This is a genomic window from Mediterraneibacter hominis (genome assembly GCF_014287475.1).
Classification (GTDB): Bacteria; Bacillota; Clostridia; order Lachnospirales; family Lachnospiraceae; genus Mediterraneibacter; species Mediterraneibacter hominis.
Map to the genome: position 1 here is coordinate 1,353,801 of NZ_JACOPF010000001.1, position 21,587 is coordinate 1,375,387.

Sequence of the window (21,587 nt, forward strand, 5' to 3'; positions counted from 1 at the left end):
ACCCTCTAAAACTGGTTCTCATTCTGACTCTTCTCGTTGAAATCCTCACAGTCCGCCTCATCATATGCCGGCTCTTTATTATCTCTGGTTTTTTCAAAAGCAGAATATAATTTCATATTATATCCCGCCGGCAGATACGACGCGTCCAGGGCTGCCGCAGCTCTGAAATGGCACATTGCCTGCGGATGCTTTCCCTGCTTTTCAAGCATGATTCCCATCAAATTGTGCGGAACAGCACTGTGTGGATATAATTCCATATATTTCGGTATCAAAACTTCACATTCATCCCATCTCTTATCCTTTACATAATTGCGGATCACTCTGCAAAGCTTTGCAAAATCTTCCATTTGCTTTTCTTTTGCCTCATTTTCTCTCATTTCTTCTGCCTCCTTCCGGTTATAAAGTAGCACGCATAATACAAAATGGGTGTTAAAGAACACCCACCTCATATTAAAATTATATTAAAATGGTATAAAAATCATTTTTATATCTTCTTATGAATCCCTCCTGCGGTTTACCAGATAAATCCTTGCAAATACGAGTGCCGCTTCATTTAGCATTGCCGTAAGAAGCCCATATTCAAACGGCGGAATCTCTCTTTTTTCCTCCAGCACAATCCCCATCACTCCATATATCTCATCACTGGATTTGATCGGCAGATACATTGCCTTTGCTCCAGGTAACGTATGGGTACAACATCCCGCCCGCTTCTGATTTACCATTACCCAGTCCACCACTGCTCTTTCCTGGCTGTCCACCATATTTCTCAGCTGCTCCTTAGACACTCCTTTTTTCGGAAACAGCCAGGGGCCAGTTGTCTTCCCATTCTTCCGGATAAAAAATACCACTGAAAGATTCATCAATTTCAAAACCTGCCCGCTTAGTTCTATCAGTAGATCCTTTACAGAATCCACACGCCGCATCCTCCGGCTGTTGTCCAGCAGAAGCTCTGTCCGGTACACCAGCTTCGCGCTCTCTCTTGCCTGCCTTCTTTCATTCGATACAATCGTAGAAATAATTAAGGCAAATGCCAGCATAAAGGCAAAGGTTGCACTATATCCTTTCAGATAAATTGCAAAGCTGTACAGCGGCTCTACAAAAAGCCAGTCAAACAGAAGAACACTGATAAGCGCCGCTGATACAGAGATAAACCTGCGCGTTGTAAATACGGATAATATCAGTATACCCAGAAGATACATAATAATAATGTCCGCTTCTAAGAAACCGAATTGTTTCATTCCAAATCCAATCGCCGTAACACTTGACAATACGGCCGCCTCTTTTAGAATGTCCATCCCAAGGCTTTCCGTTCTCTTGGCATTGACATATCGTTTTTTAGGCTTTCTAAGAAGAAGCTTTCTCTGCCTCTCTCCGGTATCTGGAATAACATAAATATCAATATCCGGAATATATTCACTGATTTGATCCGTCAAGGTTCCCTTCTTTTGTCCAAACAAAATTCTGTGATTCGTTCTTCCAAGCACAATCTTTGTCACACTGCTGACGCGGGAGTACTCTGCAATCTGAAATGCTACATCCTCCCCGAACACAGAAACAATTTTGGCTCCCAATGCCTCGGCAAGGTGTACATTATCGTCCCGCATCTTCTTCACAGACTCATCTGCATTCTGCAAAAACGGAGTCTCCACGTACAAGGCAGTAAACTGTGCATGAAAGGCATATGCGAGTCTGGATGCACTCCTTATGACCTTCGCACAGGTAGGCGATGGGGAGATACAGGTCAGAATATGCTCTCCCTGATAATACTCCCGTCCTTCTTTGTTCTGCCGCATCAGATGCTCCTGAATCGCCACGCGGTTAACCTTGTCCGCCATCCTTCTTAGCGCGATCTCTCTTAATGCAATCAGCTTTTCTTTTGCAAAAAAGTTATTGAGCGCACGTTCTGCCTGTACTGATTTATAAATTTTTCCTTCCTTAAGTCGTTCTATTAAAATATCTGGTTCAATATCAACAAGCTTTACCTGCGTTGCAGAATCAAATACAGAATCCGGAATTCTCTCTTTTACATGGATTCCGGTAATTTTTTCTACAATATCATTCAGACTCTCTAAATGCTGTATATTGACTGTTGTATATACATGGATTCCTGCATCTAAGATTTCTTCAATATCCTCATACCTCTTCTGATGCCGCATTCCCGGCGCATTTGTATGCGCCAGCTCATCTACCAGCACCACTTTAGGTTTTCGTTTTAAAACCTCATCCAGATTCAGTTCTCTTAACTGAATCCCTTTATATTCCACCATAAGCGGAGGGATCTTTTCCAACCCGTCTTCCTTTTCTCTTGTCTCCGGCCTGTCATGCGGCTCTATGTACCCTGCCACAATGTCTACGCCGTCCTTTTTCATCGCATGGGCAGTTTCAAGCATCGTATAGGTTTTTCCGACGCCCGCCGCATATCCGAGAAAGATATACAGTTTTCCTCTTGTCTCTTCCTTTTTTCTCTTTTCTTCCTCCGCGATTCTCTTTAACAGTTCTTCGGGCTTTGCCCTTCCTATTTCACTCATCCGGGGGACCTCCTAAAAAATTTCAGGGAGACCGTATCGCAGTCTCCCTTTTTATTATACACTATTATTCCTCTGTTGTGATAGCCCCAATTTTTTCAGCAATCTCAATATTGCATTTTAAAACGTTGACCTTTTCTTCTCCGAAAATACCCAATACCTTGTGCTCGGTATTGTTTTCAACAATCTGCGCCACTTCCTCCTCTGAAAGTCCGGAAGCTGCCGCTACGATCGGGGTCTGTACCTCTGCATTCGCCGGGCTGATATGCGGGTCAAGTCCGGAACCGGAAGCTGTCAGCATATCTGCCGGAATTTCTCCTGTAAATTCCTCTCCAACCACAGCTTTATAGCGTTCCTTGAATGCCGCAACATCTTCCTTCACACGTGCTTCCAAATCTTCGTTTGTAGCGCCGTAGTTAAATGTTCCTGAAGATACTCCTGCATAGTCGCCGCTTTCTTTTTCTTCTTCTGTGTATGTATTGTAATTCACTGAGGAAACTCTTCCATGGAAGTACTCATCTCCCTCAAATGCCTGGCCAACCAGCTCGGAACCAACAGCCTCACCGTTTACTTCAATCATATTACCGTTTGCCTGCTTGTTGAAAAACAACTGTCCAAGTCCGGTCAGTACCAGCGGATACAAGATTCCGCAGATAACTAATAACGCTAATGTGAGAATCAATGCTCTCTTAAAATAAGATCCAAAACTTTTCATTTTTATCTTCTCCTACCTTTATAATCCAATCAGTGCAAGCAATGGTGTTACAATTATATCAATAATCTTGATTCCAATAAATGGAAGAATCAGACCACCTACACCGTAAATTCCCATGTTTTTCAGAAGCATCTTTTCTGAGCTCATTGGTTTATACTTAACACCGCGCATAGCGATCGGTATCAGACAAGGAATGATGATGGCGTTGAATATCAATGCAGAAAGTATCGCACTGTAAGGAGTGGACAGATGCATGATATTCAGTATTTCCATCTGTGGAATCACCAATGTAAACATCGCAGGAATGATAGCAAAATATTTTGCCACGTCGTTCGCGATACTGAATGTTGTCAGGGAACCGCGTGTAATCAGGAGCTGTTTTCCAATTTCTACAACTTCCAGAATCTTTGTCGGATCGGAATCCAGGTCTACCATATTTGCCGCTTCTTTTGCTGCGGAAGTACCGCTGTTCATAGCAAGACCTACGTCCGCCTGTGCAAGCGCCGGAGCATCATTTGTACCGTCTCCGGTCATGGCAACAATCTTTCCTTCTGCCTGTTCCTTTTTAATTTCTACAATCTTGTCTTCTGGTTTACACTCTGCGATAAATCCGTCTACACCTGCTTCCTTTGCAATTGTAGCAGCAGTCAGCGGGTTATCTCCTGTACACATGATTGTCTTGATTCCGATTTGTCTTAATCTGTCAAATCTTTCTACCAGTCCTGGTTTTACAGTATCTTTAAGATAAATCACACCGTAAACCACATTTCCTACACATACAACCAACGGAGTTCCGCCAAGTCCTGAAATTTCTGTCACAATTCCCTCTAAGTCTGCCGGTACTGTGCCGCCGTTTTCTGTTACATATGTCTTGATTGCGTCATAAGCTCCTTTTCTTACAGGAGTGCCGTCCTTTAAGTTTACACCACTCATCTTTGTCTGTGCTGTAAACTCTATAAATTCCATCTGTGAAGATAAATCTTCTGTAATCTTTGTTCCCAGTGTCTTTCCCAGTTCTACAACTGATTTTCCTTCCGGTGTCGCATCACACAGGGATGTCATAACCGCATAATCAATCAGGTCTTCCTTCTTAATGCCCTTTACAGGTCTGAAATCTGCCGCAAGACGGTTACCATATGTAATCGTTCCTGTCTTATCCAGAATCATTGTGTCAACGTCTCCGCACGCCTCAACTGCTTTACCGGACATTGCAATGACATTGAATCTTGTTACTCTGTCCATACCTGCGATACCAATCGCAGAAAGCAATGCGCCGATTGTTGTCGGAATCAGACACACAAGAAGTGCAATCACCGTTGCAATTGGAATCTGTACCTCTGAATAATCTGCAAAGCAATACAACGTTACTACGACAATCAAGAAAATAATTGTCAATCCAACAAGCAGTGTGTTCAGTGCAATCTCGTTCGGCGTCTTCTGTCTGGAAGCACCCTCAACCAGTGAAATCATCTTGTCAAGGAAGGACTGTCCTGGTTCGGAAGTGATACGTACCTTCAGCCAGTCGCTGACTACCGTTGTTCCTCCTGTTACAGAGGAGAAATCCCCGCCTGCCTCTCTTGTAACCGGAGCAGACTCACCTGTGATTGCAGATTCGTCAACAGACGCGATTCCTTCGATTACTTCACCGTCGTTTGGAATCATCTCATTTGTTCTTACAATGACTACATCGCCCTTTTTCAGTTCGGATGCATTGACTACCTTCTCTGTGCCGTCCGGAAGAAGCAGGTTTGCCATTGTGTCTCTTTTTGTCTTTTTCAAAGACTCTGCCTGCGCTTTTCCGCGTCCTTCTGCAACAGACTCTGCAAAATTCGCAAACAAAACTGTAATAAACAATATTACTGTTACAATCCCGTTATACAGCCTTAATGTACTGTCATCTCCAAAAACAGTCGGTACGATTGTCATTACGAGCGCAAGTACAAATCCGACTTCAACAACGAACATAACAGGATTTTTAATCATATATCTAGGGTCCAGTTTCTGGAAAGCGCCGATAATAGAGCTTTTCAGTATATCCCGTGTAATAAATTTCGTTCTTTTTTCTTGTTTAGCCATCTCAATCGATATCCTTTCTCAACCTCAATTCTCTGCTCCCGCCGGATTATGACATCCACAGAACAAGATGCTCTGCAATTGGTCCAAGCGCCAGTGCAGGGAAGAATGTCAATGCCGCGAAAATATATACAACTGCTACCAGAATGATTACGAAAATCGCATTGTCTGTTCTCAATGTACCAATCGTCTCATTGACACGTTTCTTAGCAAGCAGACTTCCTGCAATTGCCAGCTGTGCAATGATTGCGATATATCTTCCAAAGAACATCGCAAGTCCTGCTGTGATATTCCAGAAATAGGTATTATCAGCAAGTCCTTCGAAACCAGAACCATTGTTTGCCGCTGATGAAGAATATTCATACAATACCTGTGACAATCCGTGGAATCCCGGATTCGTAATTCCTTCCAAACCTGCGGAGGTCATGACTGCCAGAGCAGAGAAACCAAGAATCAAAAGCGGATGTACGATTAGCACAATCGCAACCAGTTTCATCTCACGCCCTTCGATCTTCTTTCCTAAATATTCCGGCGTACGCCCTATCATCAGTCCGCAGAGGAATACTGCGAGGATGACATACATAATCATGTTCATCAGACCTACACCTTTTCCGCCAAATACACAGTTTAACATCATGTGAAGCAGCGGAACCATACCGCCAAGTGGTGTCAGTGTATCATGCATGTTGTTGACTGTACCAGTCGTAAAGGATGTAGTTACTGTCGTAAACAAGGAAGACTGTGCAATTCCAAATCTGACTTCTTTTCCTTCCATGCTTCCCATATCCTGATTCAGTCCTGCCTGTTCCAGAATTGGGTTCCCGTTGCTCTCTGATACGAAGCACACTGTAACGCCAATCAGGAAGATAACAGCCATTGCTGCGAAAACAGTTCTTCCCTGTTTTCCAAAGAATACTCTTTTTGCCGGAGCCTTCTGAGCAACTGCTGGTGTATTCTGTGCTGCCTGTGCTGCACGTGCGGCCTTTTCTTCTTTTCTTCTTGCCATCGTCATTTTACCAAATGTAATGACACATGCGCCCGGAAGAATCATCATAGACCACAATTCAATCAAGTCAGAAATAATGGTCGGGTTTTCAAATGGTGTCGTTGAGTTTGCTCCAAAGAAACCACCGCCGTTTGTTCCAAGGTGTTTGATAATCTCCAGTGCCGCAACGGGACCTGTCTGAATATCCTGTAATTTTCCTTCAATGGTATGTACAGTGAAGTTTGCCTGGAATGTCTCCGGTGCCCCCTGCCAAATCAGAAGAAGTCCGCCGATGATGGATACCGGAACCATAATTCTTGTTGTGATTCTTACCATATCCTCGTAGAAGTTACCGACGTCTTTTCTCTTTCCTGCAAGCCCGCGGCAGAATGCCATACATGCCGCATAACCAGAAGTTGCTGATGTGAACATCATAAAAATGATGACCAGCATCTGGCTTAAATAAGAAAGTCCGGATTCACCGGAATAGTGCTGTAAGTTTGTGTTCGTCATGAAACTGATGATTGTGTTGAACGACAAGGTCGGTTCCATGCCTTCAATCCCGTTCGGGTTTGCCATTAAGAATCCCTGGAATCTCAAAATCGCATATCCTACCAGCACCATCACTGCGTTCGTCATAACAAGGTGCAGCGCGTACTGTTTCCAGGTCATCCCTTCTCTTTTTATTCTGCATACTTTATAAATCGCTCCGTCTACACGGTCAAACACCGGATCTGCAAACGTCTTTTTGTTTGTAGCAATGTGGTACATATAGGCTCCCATCGGGATAACCAGTACCATATATATTGCAAGCGTTAAAATTATCTGTAACATTTATTTGTCCTCCACTTTATGATATCCTAACTATAATTTTTCTGGATATACTAATGCATAGAGCAGATATCCTGCCAGTAAGATGATAATAATTCCAAGTGCGATCATTTTTCTTCCTCCTGTCCTTCCACCTTAGGTACTCTTACCTGTTTTTCACACCAGTCCGCCAGAAGCTTCATCAGTCCGAAGCAGACAAGCAACGTTAAAACCATAAGAACATCCATCATAGCTTTTTCATTCCTTTCTTTTATTCTTGTTGAATATATAAATTTAGCACGTTAAAAAATATAGCATAGCGGAAATAAAATCTGGATTATAACAAAGGGGCTGGATATTAAAATCGTATTAAAGGCAATGTGACGCTAAAAAAACGCATAGACTATAACGTCCATGCGTTTTTCTTTAATACGTAAAGCAACTACAGTAAAACTATCCAATAATTTAACTCTACGCATAATGCAAGAGAAAAAGGAAAGCTGCCAAATTTTATGCAAATGAAGCATAGATAATCTGAACTTCTGCAACTATCACAAGTAAAAGAACACCGTCTACTATCCAGTTATACTGCGTATCCGTCAGGGGTGTTTTGGAATGTGTCAAACAGTACTTTATTTTTTCTCGTCCTGTCAAAAATACAATCAGTATTTGTATGATAGGAAATAAGAAAATCTGTATCTTTCCTACGTAATTATCTGCAATACCATTTGTGAAATGTATTGGAATATTGCCTGGCAGGAAAAATATACTGATAAGGGCTATAAAGCAGCCTATACCACAAATCATCCAAGTAAATTTTCTAGTACTTATAAACCTCATAACAATCCTTCTTTCTGTCAAATCTATATTTTTCATTCAAACAACTGAATTTCTCTACATCTGCAGGGTGCTTATCCGCTGACCAATGGCAGAACAATGTATGTACTTACAAGGGTAAAAAGCAGTAAATGTGCCGGATAAAACCAGTAAAAGAAATACTTCAATTTTATTCCCCGTTTTCCATTATATAAATTTATAAATATCAAAGAGCTCACTGCCAGCAAAAAATTAGGTTCAGCAAGTCCTGATAACGAAAAGTCCAGCCCGCATATATACATAACCAAAATTGCTGATATACTTTTCAACATTGGTTTATTATGGAAAAGATAAAATACGGCAATCAGGAATATGCCGTAATACCAGCCATCTAATTGGCATATATATGATACACCGGCTCCTATCAGCGTAATGATAATAAAAGCTATACTATTTCCTTCAAACCGCTTTATCAGTGTAAGAACACACAAACCTAATAATAATGTAAATAAAACATTTTGCTGCTCCAGGCTGAACATTGTCCCCGACGCCGCCCAGTCATAAACAGGCTCTGAAAGAACAGCGAAAACTCCTAAATTCAAAAAATATTTTTTCAAGTTCTGTGTATGTAAAAAACCTTCTACTAGTAAAAAACAAAAAATGGGAAACGCAATCCTGCCTAAAATGTGAAAGATGTCAGAAACTGTTAAAAGTACAGAAAATTGCGTATCTGTAAAAATTGCATACGGTGCATTCAGTATAATCCCCTGTTTCAAAATAATTTGACTAAAATGATCAAGTATCATGGATATAACTGCTATAATTTTTAATGTACTGCCTGTAAAATATTTTTTCAAGTTGTTTTCCTCCTGCCTCAAAATTTCAGTCTGCCGCTTTTCTCATCCTTTGTTTCTGGTATGCCTATTCGTTCTATTTTGAAAATCACAGGTCTTGTCATCCATACTTTCAAAACTTGTTGCTTTATTAATAGCATACAATCCTTTACAAATTTGATGGGTACATTCCGGAATTTAAAAAACAATTACATGCCAACTATTTTTCATACTGTATTTACTGTTCTTATTGTTAATTTTGTGCTGATATTTACCCTTGCCGTTTTAGACCACCAATTTGTTTTTTGATAATCTTTTCAACTGAAACACCAGAATATTACATCTTTGTAATCTTTTATCTTTTCTAATTCAGGTTTAGGCTCTCCAATTTCATTGTATCATTTCATCACTGGAAAAAATCACATTGGCACTTTGTTTTTTCCACTTATATTGACGCCTCTTAACAAAGCAACAAACCGTTTCATATTTTTAACTCCTTTTACACTTTCTAATTTATTTTGCTAATAGCTTTAAAAATCTCTTGTCATTCATTTGCTCATTTGTTAAATATTCTCCATTATAAAACAGAGCATACGTTGTAATTGGCGTAGGTACATTCTGTGCTTCTTCTTTGCTTTGCAAATGAATTGCTTTAAATTGTACGCCCTTCTCCTTTGCTACTTCTTCTATAATAGGAACGTATTTCGCATTAAATGGACATTGACTGGTATAGTACAAAACATATCCCATTTCTTCAATGTGCGGGTGTGCTGCACACTCTTTGAATTTTGGTAAAGAAGCATTTGTAATAAACGGAAAATGCCATAACTGAATCCCATTATCTGATTCATCACAGATAGTGAAACCTTTGTACTTTAAAAACTTAGAGTCAGATAAAAATGGCTTTTTCTTTTTAGATGATAAAATACATATTCCTTTTTTGCCTTTATTTTTACTATCTTCAATACAACTGTTTAACAAGTCTGTTGAATAGCCATGCCCTTTAAAAGCTCCGGCAACCCAAAGACAGTTAATATACATATAATCATCCGCAATAATAGGATTCCATGCATTTTCAGCAGGAATATATTCAATAAAACACTTTCCCCGTTCTTCGCTCTTTAGAAAAACTAAGCCATCATCAAATTCCCCTTTTAACCAATCCTTTTTCGATGACACTTGAATATCATTGTTGTTTGAAATTGCACAACATATATGCTCCTCATCAATATTCTCATTTGTCACTCTAATATATTCCATAAGCCCCCCATAACTTTCAATTTGCCTTTTATTATACCACAGAACAACTTAATAGATATTAAATTTTAAAGTTAATAGCTTTCAATAAAGACTCTGTATATCTGAATACACAATCACCCATAGTTTGTTCGCTTATGGCTATTGTTCAGGCAGAATTAGGAATGCTGTCACAAAGATTATAACCATTTCATTTTACTTGTCAGTAGAAACACGCCTTTTAGTAAAAAATTTTCTTTTTCTTCGCACACATTCTTTCTGTCAGCATATTATGTAACTGTAAATAAACATATTTGGAGGATTTCAATATGAGTGAATTAAGTGCTACAAACTGTGGATGCGGATGCGAAAACGGAGGCGGAATGTCTTCCTGTCTGTGGATTATCATCCTGCTTTGCTGCTGCGGCGGCTGCGGAAATGGTTTCGGCGGCGGATTCGGCGGCAATGACAGCTGCCTGTGGATCATTTTACTTCTCTGCTGCTGCGGCGGATTCGGCAACAATGGCTGCGGATGCTGATAAACACATAATCTCTAAATACTGATAGGCTGTGGCTTAGGCGGGTAAAACATCTGCCAAGGCCACAGCCTTTTGTTATATTGATATTTCCATGTATCCATGCTAAAATAAGGACAAATTTTAGAAGAAAGAAGGATGGACGATATGGAAAAAAATGTTTTGGATTTCACGGTCGAAAAAACAAAAGAGCTAATAAACGCTCCTACCTGCAGCAGTGAAACAAAGGAAGCTGCACAAGCATGGCTGGATGCTATAGGAACCGATAAGGAGACAGCGGAGACACAAAAATATATACAAGAATTAGAAGCAGATATTATGCCGATAGATAATCTGATTCAATTTGCAGAATCTGAAAACGGGCCAAAGGTTTTCGGTGACAATGCGCCGAATGTAGCCGCACATGCAAAAGAAATAAAAGTTGCCGGTGCTAAATACTGTGACTGCCCTGCCTGCGCAGCAGTAGAAGCGATTCTCGAGAAAAAGGACAGTATTTTAGAATAGACCTTTGTTGTAAAACATGGAACAGAAAGTATATACTTCCTGTTCCATCTTATTTTTATTCCATTTATAATATCCTTATTAATGTTCTTCCCTATATTCTTCTTTATTTTTATTTTCATGCTGCCCTTCTGTTTTTATCCTCTCTTTGTCCATCTTCTTTTGAAGCATACATTCTTCATCTAACTCATATACCGCATTTCCATCAATAATCAATTTTCTTTTCATATCTTATTCACCATTCTCTTTGTTTTCTTATTATATTATGTAGAACTTACTGTACAGGTGTGTTTCTCTCCTAATATCTGTTTTTTCCTTTCACATAGTCTTGCCAATCTACAGCTTATATATTCCTGCTGTCAAAATCATATTTTAGATACAAAAGACATATATATTTATAACGTTATAATCAGGAGCACTTATGGAGAAAAAACTGCCCAGACCAATGACTCCTTTTGATGAACTTGTCACCCCGCCCGCAGTTCAGACAATGAAACTGCTGCTTCCCTATACACCCGCATCCGGTCAGCAAATGCTCGGTACTTTCATCAAATTTATCGAGCTAAAAGAAACCTTTGCCTTTTTCCAGAAACGCGGGCAGCAGCTTCATTCACAAGCACTCCAACGACCTGCTCCTTCTTCTCCCGCTGAAATCTTAGAAGAACTAGGACCGTATTTACCTCCAGAAGGAGCTTCTGCTCTGGAGCAATTTTCCAATATCATGCAGATGATGGAAATGGCGAAAACATTTCAGGATTCTTTCGATCCAGACGTTGCTTCCACCCAGCCTTCGGATAAAAAGGAACAAATTTCACCCCTGGAAATGATGATGGGAATGCTCACTCCTGAGCAAAAAGAAATGTTTGAAGCATATAATTCTATATTTTCCAATAATGATAATACTGATATAAGAAACTTTCAGAAAGGAGATGATATAGTTGAACGAATGGATAAACCACCCGGCAATGAAAAATATTGATCCTGCCAAGCTAGAACTTATAAAACTAGCAGCAGAACAAACGGCTGGTAAATCAGGAAAAGAACTTGCTCCGATTATGCTCGCCCTGATTACCAGCGCAAATAAAAAAGGACTTCGCTTCACTTCTGATGAAGTCTCCCTTATATTTGAAATACTAAAAGATGGCAAATCAAAAGAAGAACAGGAACAAATAGATAAAACAATCCGCATGACAAACTCCATCTTTCAAAAGCACAATAAGTAAATTATAAAGTTAACTGACAAAAATGATCCGCTCAAGAGGGAGCGTATTGCAACGTTCGTCAGGGCTTCGCCGAAATTCCTCACTTTTGCAACACACTCCCTCCCTCGCTTACACTTTCGCCAGGTTAAGTTTATATTTCCAGACGGAAGAGATCGACTTCACGTTGCTACATATTTCCAATCGGAAGTAAACAAATTTTTCTGGTTGGGAACTCGTGACAGCGTGAAGTCGATTTCTTTTTAATAAAATTTGACTAACAAGGCTGCTTTCCGAATAGCGGGGTAAAAACTTCTGACTGGAAGTGACAGCAAAAAACACTGTGTCAGATAAGTAGGGCATTGACAAGGAGCGTTCCGAATACAGTTCGCCTGGTTCTAAACACAAAGCATCTGCGTGTTCCGATGGACACACAGATGCTTTGTGCTTAGAACCACTCGAACGGATGAGGCAAAGCGGGTCCTGCCCTGTGTTCTGATACAGTGTTTTTGCGTACCTCCTGTTAAAGCTTTTCTTCCAGACGAGGAAGGTATTTTGCCAGCTTCCGCAGTGCCAGCTCAATTTCGCATATGCTTCTTTTCGCACTGCTTGTTGCTTCGTTAAATTTATATTCTAAAATCCTTCTTCTTTTCTTTTTATCCGCATTTCTCTTCTTTTTTCTGCGGCATCCCACTCTGCTTTTTCTTCTTCTCCCTGTAGGAAAAGCCGTGGCACTCTTGCAGGTCTGTCATTTTCATCAATGGCAACCATTGTAAAATAGGCTCTGTTAATCGGCCTTCTCAAGCCATCTTTTTCATTTTCTACATACGTATCTACCCGTACTTCCATAGAGGTATTTCCTACATAGGTAACTTTTCCCACAATCACTACCATTTCTCCGTTATACGCACCATGTATAAAACGAAGGTTATCTACAGAGGCAGTAATAACATTCATTCGTGTATGCCTCATTGCCACTAATCCTGCCGTCTCGTCCAACCACTGCATCAATATACCACCAAAAAGCCTTCCTGCTGCATTAAGATGATTTGGACGCACAAGGCGCACTGTCTCTACCTTTGAATCTTCTACACTTCTCTGTTCTGCCATCATACCCACTCTTATCCTTTCCGCAAACAGGCACCCGTCTATTTTATTCTGTCCCGCTAACGCTTGTATATTATCTTCATATATAAATTATAAATGGTACTGCTTATAAAAATCAACTCTGTACTTCCCGAAATACATCCTGTAAAATAAATATGCATATTAAATATGAATACACTCTGAAAGGAAGAACGAAAATGCAAAACATTCGGCTTACATTAGAATATGACGGGACACGTTACTTAGGCTGGCAGCGCCCTATCAGAAACAATGCAGCACGTACTGTCTCTTATAAGCTTTCAGAAGTTCTCCGCCGCATGACAGGAGAATCTCCCATATTAAACTGTGCTGCCAAAACCGAACCTGGTGTACATGCTCTCGCACAGGAAGTGTCTTTCCAAACCTCCTGCACTGCCTCACCAGAAGAATTCGTAGAGTATTTAAATACTTATCTTCCACAAGATATAGCAATCCGTCGTGCCTGCCAGATGCCAGAACGTTTCCGCGCTGATTTAAATGCTAAATCACGTACCTACATTTATCATCTGTGCATACTGCCTGTGCAGGATATTTTCAAACGGCAGTATGCGCTCCATCAGTTTCCCAGTCCTGATGCTGCACTTATGCAGCAGGCCGCATTGCCCCTTATTGGGAAACACGATTTCAAGTATTTTACATCTGGACACACGAAAAAAAATACAAAAAAAGAGCTTTTTGATATGCAGATAGATACAACGCCTGAAAAAATTTCCCTGACATTGACTGCGGATGATTTTCTTCCTAAAATGCCCCGCCTTATTATCGGCACACTTTTAGATATTGGATTGGGCATCCGCAGAAAAGATACCATAGAAGATGTCTTAACAGGCGTACAGGCGCCAAGCCTACCTTGTGATCCCAAGGGTCTTTTTCTTAAACATGTTTTCTATTAAAATTAATTTAGGACGTCCAAAGACGTCCTGCCACGATTATTCTTCTGCCTCTAAATCAACTGCTCTTTGTTAATATAATGCCGATTCCTTATCGACTTATACAAAAAATTGTATTTTCTTTTATAGAAGAAACAGTTTCCCTATATGATACACAATAAAGCTTACACTCCATGCAACAGCAAGCTGAAATAGTAAAATCTGAACCGTAAGCTTCTTGCTTCCTACCTCCCGATTTATTGTAGCAATTGTCGCTGTACATGGTACATACAACAAGCAGAACACCATCAGCGCATACGCATTTGCGGCTCCAAATCCCATTGCCCCCAGCGTTGCCACAAAACTTTCCATGCCTTGTGCAGTCGTAATATTCTGGATTCCAAATAATACACTACAGCTAGAAACTACTACCTCCTTCGCCGCAATACCTGAAATCAGCGCTACGACGATCTGCCAGTAGCCAAGTCCTAATGGTGCAAATATTGGTACGGCGGCTTTTCCAATTAAAGAACCAAAGCTCTGGGTAATATCCGTTACATATCCTTGCGGCCCAAAATTCAAAAGAATCCACATAACAATCGAGGCCAGGAAGATTACGGTTCCTGCTTTTGTCAAATAATCTTTTATCTTCTCCCATACATAAATGGCTATTGTCCGCGCATTGGGTGCTTTATATTCCGGCAGCTCAATAAGAAGAGATTGTTCTGCTCTGCTGCCATCTATTCTGGATAAAATATAAGCCGTTAAAATTGCGATTACAATTCCTAGTAAATACATAGAATAACAAGCCAGCATCGCATATTTTCCAAAAAACATAGAAGAAAACAAAACATAAATCGGTAGTCTTGCACTACAAGACATAAAGGGTGTCACCAAAATTGTTTTTAGACGGTCTTTTCTGTGTTCTAATGCACGAGATGCCATAATCGCCGGAACCGAACAGCCGAAGCCAAGGAGCATCGGTAGAAATGCTCTGCCAGATAACCCAAGACGCCCCATAATATCATCCATAACAAAAGCAACCCTCGCCATGTATCCGCTGTCCTCTAAAAATGCAAGTGCCAAAAAAAGAATAAAAATATTGGGCAGGAATGTCAGAATCCCCCCTACTCCTGAAATAATTCCATCTACTATCAATGATTCCAACATTGGATTGGTTCCTAAGAGACGGAGTATGCTGCTTACTCTTTCTGTTACAAACTCTAGTCCAATTTCAAAGTATCCCTTCAGCCAGTCTCCTACTGTAAAGGTCAGGAAAAATACAAGCGCCATCACTGTTAAAAAGATAGGCAGCCCTATCCATTTTCCAGTCATATAACGATCAATTTTATCTGTGCATTCTTCCTTTCTGCTCTTATTAACCAATACTTCTTCTATAACTTCCTCAATAAAGTCATATTTCTCGTTAATAATCTCCTTCTCGTAATTATGCTCTGCCAGTGCCTTCATTTCTAACGGATATTGCCTCATAACTGTTTCATCCTGCTCTAGAAATTTGATTGCATGCCACCGTTTATTTTTCATGTCTGGGTATTTCTTATCAAACTGAGAAATAAGTATATCAATTTTGTCTTCTATACAATCATCATATACCATTGCGTATTCCGTATGGTGATTGTGCTGATGCCGCGTATTTTCAGAATGATGATGAATAAAGGGTCCCTGTTTTGCATATTCCTTGTGATGAGCCACTGCATGCATCAGGATCTCCAGTCCTGTTTTCTTTCTTGCCGATACTGGAATTGCCGGTATTCCAAGCATCTCCGGCAGCCTATGGAGATCGATTTCCATCCCTCTTTCCTCTACTATATCCATCATATTCAGCGCAAGTACAACGGGCTTTCCCAGTTCAATCAACTGCAAAGTCAAATATAAATTGCGTTCCAGGCAAGACGCATCCACAACATCCACAATCACATCTACATCTTCACTTATAATGCACTCTCTGGATACCTTTTCTTCCATCGTATAGGATGTAAGACTGTATATCCCCGGAAGATCTATCAGTAGAAATTCCTGGCCTTTATAAACGGTTCTGCCTTCCTTCTTTTCCACCGTAACCCCTGGCCAATTTGCCACTTTTAAATTTGCTCCTGTATAGGCATTGAATAATGTGGTTTTTCCGCAGTTTGGATTCCCAATAAACCCAACTTTGATTATATCCTGGTTCATGCCACATCCTCCCCTACCATGATATGATCTGCAATCCTTTTCCCAAGCGCAAATCTCGTACCACGGAAACGAACAGTAATGGCGCCTTTTTTATCGTTGTTTAAAATAGTAATCCTGGAGCCTGGCGTAAGTCCAAGCGCCTCCAGCCTGCGTTCCAGATTTAGTTCCATATCAATCGACTCTACTATATAAGTACAGTTATCTTTTCCCTCTTTCAATCTCATCTTTTTTATCCTTCGTTCTCTTAATTGATAATTTTTCTCTATATTGAATTATAAAATGTTTTTTAATAGAAGTCAATTTAATTGACATTTTCTATACTCCCTTATACTCAATACATAGATACAGGCAATTTTTCTTTCTTCTCATAATCAGTCAAAAAAACAGAGATTCTATATCCAGAACGGATATAAAATCTCTTGAAAGGTTTGTATTTAAAACCGATAATACATCTCAATTGGATCGATAGGATCAAACGGATTTTCTTCCTCCATCTTTCCATTACGTCCATGCCGCTTGATCAGCTCACCACCTTTATTATAAAGCCAAAACGAATATACCAGCACCTTATTTACTTTTCCTATTTTCTCTTTTGTTGTCTTTTCATAAGGAATTCCCCCCGCCTCGAAATGTGTTTTCTTGTGAATCATGGAAATCAGCTCTGTCTCACATGCAACCGGCTCCGGCAGAATCGTATAGGCACGTCCCACACAATCTGCCTTGTGTGAGTCGCTTCCTCCTACTGTTACCTTAGAATATTTTGCCGCCAGTTTTGCTGCTCCTTCATTCGATTCCTTTGACTCACAACAGTTATATGCCTCTACAAAATCAAACCGTTTTACAATCTCCGGGGATTTATAAAATCGCTTTGTATTCATAAAGCTCATATATTTCTCCCCACAAGGATGCGCCGGGCCGAGCACTCCGCCGTTACGGTGCACAAGATCTATCAACGCAGCCAGAGGCATACCTCTCATTTCCAGAACCCGCATTTTCACTCCTTCCGGCATAATGACAAGAAAATGGCCGGCATCTCTGGTATCATATTCTATCCCTTTGAGCACTACAAAATCTGTATGTTTCTTCCCTTTTATATTATTTTTCCAATAGCGATACCCTTTATAGGTATTATGATCTGTTATCACCATACCTTGGAAACCTTTTTGTTTCAAAATTGTTATATATTCATCTAAACTCACCTTACTGTCAATAGAACCTTCTTTTATATGGCAGTGCATATCAATCTTCATCAATAAGCCTCCTTTGCCTCTTCTATTATCTGGTTTTCTTAGACTAATTATACAACTTTATAAAATCCCTGACAACTTAAGACATAAACTTTTCATCCCTGATAATTTGCTCTTTCATATCTGTCTTTCTATCCTAGAAACGCTTCCCACCATAAAAGAAATACACAATCCCCATGCAAGAAAATAGAAAACCTCAGGAATATTTAATTCTGTAAAGCAGTAGAGAATAGAAAGAATACAGAGTATAATTATCCCTAAAAAAGTAATTATGCCGCTAACTATCGATTTCTTAACATACATAAAAATCACACCTCTCTTTGATATGCATTAAGCATACCAAAAAAGGTGTGTCATAAAACGGACTCTTCTTCCACTTTTCCATTTTATTATTTCTTACGTCTCTTCCTCATCTGACTCTTCTTTTTTCTCTGTGATACTGTCCAGATTTTCCATCATTGCCCTTGCTTTTTCCACTTCATTCTCTGTAGATTGTGTATCACGTATTTCTGCTGCTTTTTTTAAACTTAGCTTTTTCCTCTTCTTTGATTCCAACAGAAGCTGTACCAGTACCCCAGCTGCCCCCAAAACAACTCCTATCACGATTTCTACAGCCATTCCTTGTATGGGAAGTAGAAATGCCGCTGCAGATTCCACTGCCATCGCGCCAAAAAATGCTGTAACTATCATCACGATAATTTCTGTAGCCTTAACAGAGATTAATGCCAGAATCAACCCTGCCGCAGTACAGGCAGCAATCCATATCCAGTTCTTAGGATTTATAAAACATGCTGTACTTACAGCCCCAACACACCATACACATACAAATACACCGAACCGGTAAAACCTTGCACACAGAACCAGCAGTATCATTCCCAATATAGCTCCTGCCGCATATACAACCGTATTTTCCATTCCCAGAATCTCTGCCGCAAAAGAACCTATTGCAAAGCCAACTGCCAGACCGATCAAGGCTGACCAGAAACGTACCAGCTTTAATCCCAAAAAGCACCATAATGCACCCACTGCTATAATCACTGCGAAAAACAGTATCTCCTGTGAGGTAAGCGCCCTGCCCTTTTCTCCGTATATAAAAAATTCAATACTTGTACTGCTTATTCTATCTACTATCGTACCCCAATCCATATTTTTATACTCCTTTGTCCCTTATTTTTCTTCCCCATAAACATTCGCAATGTCTTTCAGCAAATTACAGTATGCTTCTTTTACCTCCTCCGGTGAAAGTATCATCACTCCCCTGCCAAGTCCGGTCAGCCATCCGAAAAACTGCTCGCTGACTGCAACCTCTGTCCGTATAATAAAATGCTCTTCCCCATCTGGACGGATTTTTGCTTCTTTGCCAAACCTGTCCAGCACAACTCCGATAAAACGATTTTCAAACCGCAGCCGAACTGTTCTTTCTTCACCTCCAAACATCCCAAATGTCTTTTTCGTATAACTGGCAATATCAAATCGTGAAAATTCTTCTTTCCCCCCTCTTGGTTCTAAAAGAAGCTCAATATCTACCATTTTATCTACACGAAAATGCTTTAAACGCTCAGCATCCATATCAAATCCTATCAGATAATAATTTTCGTCATCCCAGGTTAATGCCCATGGGCTGACCTGGTACGGCTCTCCATCCTTTCTCAGGCACATTTCTTTTTTTACAGTCCACTCAAAATACCGGAACATAATCTGTTGATTAGAGGCTATTGCCATATGCAGTTTATCTACATTATAGAAAATACTTTCATTCATCGCTTTAATACGATCTGCAACGACAACCTGCCTTTGTAATTGCCTGGCCTCGTACCGACTTGTGAGCCCTTCTATCTTTTTAATCAGCGCACCCGATTTCTTTTCTGTTATAAATCTAGATGATTGTACCGCATCAACCAAAAGCTTTAATTCTGCCAACTCAAATTCATGCTCTGCCAGATAATAACCTTCCGGTCGTTCTTTTCTGTATAAGATATCCATACCAAACATTTTTAACGTCTCAATATCATTATACAAACTTTTTCTTTCTGTATGGATTCCAAATTTTTCCAAATGCTCTTCCAGCTGTTTTCTAGACAATGTATGCTGTTCATCAGTCTCTTCTAAAAATAATTTCATTAGATAGAGTATCTTAGCTTTCTGATTGCAAGACTTTGCCATGCTTTTCTCCCTTGTTGCTTTTCCTATCCGAAATCATTCTATCAATTTTTTCTTTATTAGACAAGAACTTTTCTACTATACCTGTTACTTGAACCCTCTGCTTCCATTGCTCTATATAAATAATTTTAGATATATCTGTATTATTTAGATTCGTAATATTTCTTTACATAAAAATGGATGCTAACCAATCTACTTTTGATTAACACCCACTTTTATATTGATATTTCTATCATTCTCTTTTACCTCTTTTTCTATCACTCTGATAGTTTTTATTTTACTTTTACGTTGCTGGTGGTCTGTACCTCCTATTCTTTAGATTTCCTGCTAAATAAACGGTACTTTTTCTTCCCATGGATTTTACTTCTCTCATAACTTTCTCGTCATTATGATAATTTCTCCATGTTCTTTTCCGTTTTTTATTGTTTAGCCGGATTATTTTTTGACTACTTTTATTTGTTGAATTTATAATACTATATACACTGCGTTTTGTCAATATATTTTTAGTTTAATTTTATATTTTTTATATTTTATCTGCTAATTTGTATTAAATTCTATTTTTATCTGTTATTATCTCTTCTTATCCCAATTCTTCTATATATAAAACCTAATTCCTTCTATTCCTACAGTTGACTTCCAGGACTTCTGACATTAAAATAGGTAAATATAATAAATCAAAGGAGCCACTACTATGGAACAACTTAGAATCCCTAACAGCTATCACTCCCCCCTCACAATTCGTGAGACGGAAGTGGCAATCAAAGAAATCAAAGACCATTTTGAACGTGCACTTGCAAAATCACTCCATTTAACCCGTGTTTCTGCGCCTTTATTTGTAAAACCAGAATCCGGTATGAATGATAATTTAAATGGTATAGAACGCCCAGTTTCTTTTGGCATCAAAGAGCAGGATGAAGCCGCTGCTGAAATTGTCCACTCCCTTGCAAAATGGAAACGTTATGCTTTAAAACACTATGATTTTCATTCTGGCGAAGGGCTCTATACGGATATGAGTGCGATCCGCAGAGACGAGGAGACAGATAATATTCATTCACTCTATGTGGATCAATGGGACTGGGAAAAAATCATCTCAAAAGAAGAACGAAATACGGAGACCTTAGAATACACTGTCCGCAAGGTATATAGCGCTCTGAAGGATACAGAAGAATTTATTTCCAGACGTTACAATTACATAGAATCCTGGCTGCCCGATGATATTTTCTTTATCACCTCCCAGGAATTAGAAGATATGTTTCCTGAAGATACTCCAAAAGAAAGAGAACACCGCATCGCAAAAGCGAAAGGCGCTGTATTCATCTCACAGATCGGTAAAGAACTTGCCTCCGGAGAAAAACATGACGGACGTGCGCCAGACTATGATGACTGGGAATTAAACGGCGATATTATTGTATATTATCCTGTTTTAGACATCGGATTGGAACTTTCTTCTATGGGAATCCGCGTTGATGAAGGCGCTTTGAAAAAACAGTTGAAACTCGCAAACTGCGAAGAGCGCGCATCACTCCCTTTCCAGAAGGCTCTTTTAAATGGTGAACTCCCCTACACAGTCGGAGGCGGCATCGGACAGTCCCGTATCTGTATGTATTACTTAAGAAAAGCACATATAGGTGAAGTTCAGTCCTCAATTTGGCCTGAAGAAATAGTAGAACAAGCACTCGCCAATGGCATACAATTACTGTAATATAAATTTAAGCGACAAAAGGGACGTGTGAAAGAGATGCT

At 39.8% G+C, this 21,587-nt stretch carries 24 protein-coding genes and 1 pseudogene; 6 read left to right on the forward strand and 19 right to left on the reverse strand.

The features are described from left to right. Positions 1 to 5: 5 nt before the first annotated feature. The 12 genes and pseudogenes from H8S37_RS06560 to H8S37_RS06605 form a co-directional block, all read right to left on the reverse strand. Positions 6 to 377, reverse strand: coding sequence for a hypothetical protein (locus H8S37_RS06560; RefSeq protein ID WP_186875198.1), 372 nt, complete (start codon positions 375 to 377; stop codon positions 6 to 8). 117 nt (positions 378 to 494) lie between these two features. Continuing rightward, on the reverse strand, positions 495 to 2,528 hold the full coding sequence (locus H8S37_RS06565) for a DUF4118 domain-containing protein (RefSeq protein WP_186875199.1): 2,034 nt from the start codon (positions 2,526 to 2,528) through the stop codon (positions 495 to 497). Positions 2,529 to 2,592: 64 nt separating this feature from the next. After that, on the reverse strand, positions 2,593 to 3,240 hold the full coding sequence (kdpC, locus tag H8S37_RS06570) for a potassium-transporting ATPase subunit KdpC (protein WP_186875200.1): 648 nt from the start codon (positions 3,238 to 3,240) through the stop codon (positions 2,593 to 2,595). A gap of 18 nt (positions 3,241 to 3,258) precedes the next feature. Further along, positions 3,259 to 5,316: a potassium-transporting ATPase subunit KdpB gene (kdpB, locus tag H8S37_RS06575; RefSeq protein ID WP_186875201.1), complete on the reverse strand. Its 2,058-nt coding sequence runs from the start codon at positions 5,314 to 5,316 to the stop codon at positions 3,259 to 3,261. Between the two features lie 46 nt (positions 5,317 to 5,362). Next, a complete protein-coding gene (locus tag H8S37_RS06580; protein WP_186875202.1) occupies positions 5,363 to 7,132 on the reverse strand; it encodes a potassium-transporting ATPase subunit KdpA in 1,770 nt (589 codons plus the stop codon). Between the two features lie 30 nt (positions 7,133 to 7,162). Next, complete coding sequence (kdpF, locus tag H8S37_RS17720) at positions 7,163 to 7,240, reverse strand: K(+)-transporting ATPase subunit F (protein WP_117975237.1); 78 nt, start codon at positions 7,238 to 7,240, stop codon at positions 7,163 to 7,165. Then, positions 7,237 to 7,359 (reverse strand): hypothetical protein, encoded by a 123-nt coding sequence (locus H8S37_RS17410; RefSeq protein ID WP_279287355.1) that lies wholly within the window; start codon positions 7,357 to 7,359, stop codon positions 7,237 to 7,239. The genes kdpF and H8S37_RS17410 overlap by 4 nt, the downstream gene beginning before the upstream one ends. A gap of 259 nt (positions 7,360 to 7,618) precedes the next feature. Beyond that, the gene (locus H8S37_RS06590; protein ID WP_186875203.1) at positions 7,619 to 7,948 is read right to left on the reverse strand and encodes a DUF1648 domain-containing protein; all 330 of its coding nucleotides are present in this window, start codon (positions 7,946 to 7,948) and stop codon (positions 7,619 to 7,621) included. Positions 7,949 to 8,019: 71 nt separating this feature from the next. Then, positions 8,020 to 8,781 (reverse strand): TraX family protein, encoded by a 762-nt coding sequence (locus H8S37_RS06595; protein WP_186875204.1) that lies wholly within the window; start codon positions 8,779 to 8,781, stop codon positions 8,020 to 8,022. Positions 8,782 to 8,984: 203 nt separating this feature from the next. Then, positions 8,985 to 9,155 (reverse strand): annotated as a pseudogene (locus H8S37_RS17625) (DUF1697 domain-containing protein); the annotation flags it as partial. 21 nt (positions 9,156 to 9,176) lie between these two features. Continuing rightward, complete coding sequence (locus H8S37_RS17725) at positions 9,177 to 9,242, reverse strand: DUF1697 domain-containing protein (protein WP_408631368.1); 66 nt, start codon at positions 9,240 to 9,242, stop codon at positions 9,177 to 9,179. 28 nt (positions 9,243 to 9,270) lie between these two features. Continuing rightward, positions 9,271 to 10,017, reverse strand: coding sequence for an N-acetyltransferase (locus H8S37_RS06605; protein ID WP_186875205.1), 747 nt, complete (start codon positions 10,015 to 10,017; stop codon positions 9,271 to 9,273). A gap of 305 nt (positions 10,018 to 10,322) precedes the next feature. Here H8S37_RS06605 and H8S37_RS06610 point away from each other — a divergent pair, with 305 nt between their 5' ends. Together H8S37_RS06610 and H8S37_RS06615 are read left to right on the forward strand one after the other, a co-directional pair. Then, on the forward strand, positions 10,323 to 10,532 hold the full coding sequence (locus H8S37_RS06610; RefSeq protein ID WP_082667519.1) for a chorion class high-cysteine HCB protein 13: 210 nt from the start codon (positions 10,323 to 10,325) through the stop codon (positions 10,530 to 10,532). Positions 10,533 to 10,676: 144 nt separating this feature from the next. Beyond that, on the forward strand, positions 10,677 to 11,033 hold the full coding sequence (locus H8S37_RS06615; protein ID WP_186875206.1) for a molecular chaperone Hsp90: 357 nt from the start codon (positions 10,677 to 10,679) through the stop codon (positions 11,031 to 11,033). 78 nt (positions 11,034 to 11,111) lie between these two features. Here the strand turns inward: H8S37_RS06615 and H8S37_RS06620 are convergent, their stop codons facing one another. Next, a complete protein-coding gene (locus H8S37_RS06620; protein ID WP_186875207.1) occupies positions 11,112 to 11,258 on the reverse strand; it encodes a hypothetical protein in 147 nt (48 codons plus the stop codon). A 193-nt stretch (positions 11,259 to 11,451) separates the two neighbouring features. On the opposite strand from H8S37_RS06620, the gene H8S37_RS06625 reads away from it, so the two are divergent. After that, the gene (locus tag H8S37_RS06625) at positions 11,452 to 12,009 is read left to right on the forward strand and encodes a hypothetical protein (RefSeq protein WP_186875208.1); all 558 of its coding nucleotides are present in this window, start codon (positions 11,452 to 11,454) and stop codon (positions 12,007 to 12,009) included. After that, positions 11,969 to 12,253, forward strand: coding sequence for a hypothetical protein (locus H8S37_RS06630; protein WP_186875209.1), 285 nt, complete (start codon positions 11,969 to 11,971; stop codon positions 12,251 to 12,253). The genes H8S37_RS06625 and H8S37_RS06630 overlap by 41 nt, the downstream gene beginning before the upstream one ends. Before the next feature lie 609 nt (positions 12,254 to 12,862). Here H8S37_RS06630 and H8S37_RS06635 read toward each other — a convergent pair. Continuing rightward, positions 12,863 to 13,339: an acyl-CoA thioesterase gene (locus H8S37_RS06635; RefSeq protein WP_186875789.1), complete on the reverse strand. Its 477-nt coding sequence runs from the start codon at positions 13,337 to 13,339 to the stop codon at positions 12,863 to 12,865. Between the two features lie 194 nt (positions 13,340 to 13,533). On the opposite strand from H8S37_RS06635, the gene H8S37_RS06640 reads away from it, so the two are divergent. Then, positions 13,534 to 14,268, forward strand: a complete 735-nt coding sequence (locus tag H8S37_RS06640) for a tRNA pseudouridine synthase A (protein WP_186875210.1) — start codon at positions 13,534 to 13,536, stop codon at positions 14,266 to 14,268. A 120-nt stretch (positions 14,269 to 14,388) separates the two neighbouring features. Here the strand turns inward: H8S37_RS06640 and feoB are convergent, their stop codons facing one another. The 5 genes from feoB to H8S37_RS06665 all read right to left on the reverse strand — a co-directional run bounded on the left by feoB (position 14,389) and on the right by H8S37_RS06665 (position 19,847). After that, complete coding sequence (gene feoB / locus H8S37_RS06645) at positions 14,389 to 16,437, reverse strand: ferrous iron transport protein B (protein ID WP_186875211.1); 2,049 nt, start codon at positions 16,435 to 16,437, stop codon at positions 14,389 to 14,391. Beyond that, positions 16,434 to 16,661, reverse strand: a complete 228-nt coding sequence (locus H8S37_RS06650; RefSeq protein ID WP_186875212.1) for a FeoA family protein — start codon at positions 16,659 to 16,661, stop codon at positions 16,434 to 16,436. The genes feoB and H8S37_RS06650 overlap by 4 nt, the downstream gene beginning before the upstream one ends. A gap of 210 nt (positions 16,662 to 16,871) precedes the next feature. Continuing rightward, the gene (locus H8S37_RS06655) at positions 16,872 to 17,687 is read right to left on the reverse strand and encodes a PHP domain-containing protein (RefSeq protein WP_186875213.1); all 816 of its coding nucleotides are present in this window, start codon (positions 17,685 to 17,687) and stop codon (positions 16,872 to 16,874) included. A gap of 393 nt (positions 17,688 to 18,080) precedes the next feature. Continuing rightward, the gene (locus tag H8S37_RS06660) at positions 18,081 to 18,830 is read right to left on the reverse strand and encodes a hypothetical protein (protein ID WP_186875214.1); all 750 of its coding nucleotides are present in this window, start codon (positions 18,828 to 18,830) and stop codon (positions 18,081 to 18,083) included. 21 nt (positions 18,831 to 18,851) lie between these two features. Beyond that, complete coding sequence (locus tag H8S37_RS06665; protein ID WP_186875215.1) at positions 18,852 to 19,847, reverse strand: helix-turn-helix transcriptional regulator; 996 nt, start codon at positions 19,845 to 19,847, stop codon at positions 18,852 to 18,854. A 688-nt stretch (positions 19,848 to 20,535) separates the two neighbouring features. Between H8S37_RS06665 and asnA the strand changes: the two genes are divergently transcribed. Next, positions 20,536 to 21,546, forward strand: a complete 1,011-nt coding sequence (asnA, locus tag H8S37_RS06670) for an aspartate--ammonia ligase (protein WP_186875216.1) — start codon at positions 20,536 to 20,538, stop codon at positions 21,544 to 21,546. Positions 21,547 to 21,587: the final 41 nt, after the last annotated feature.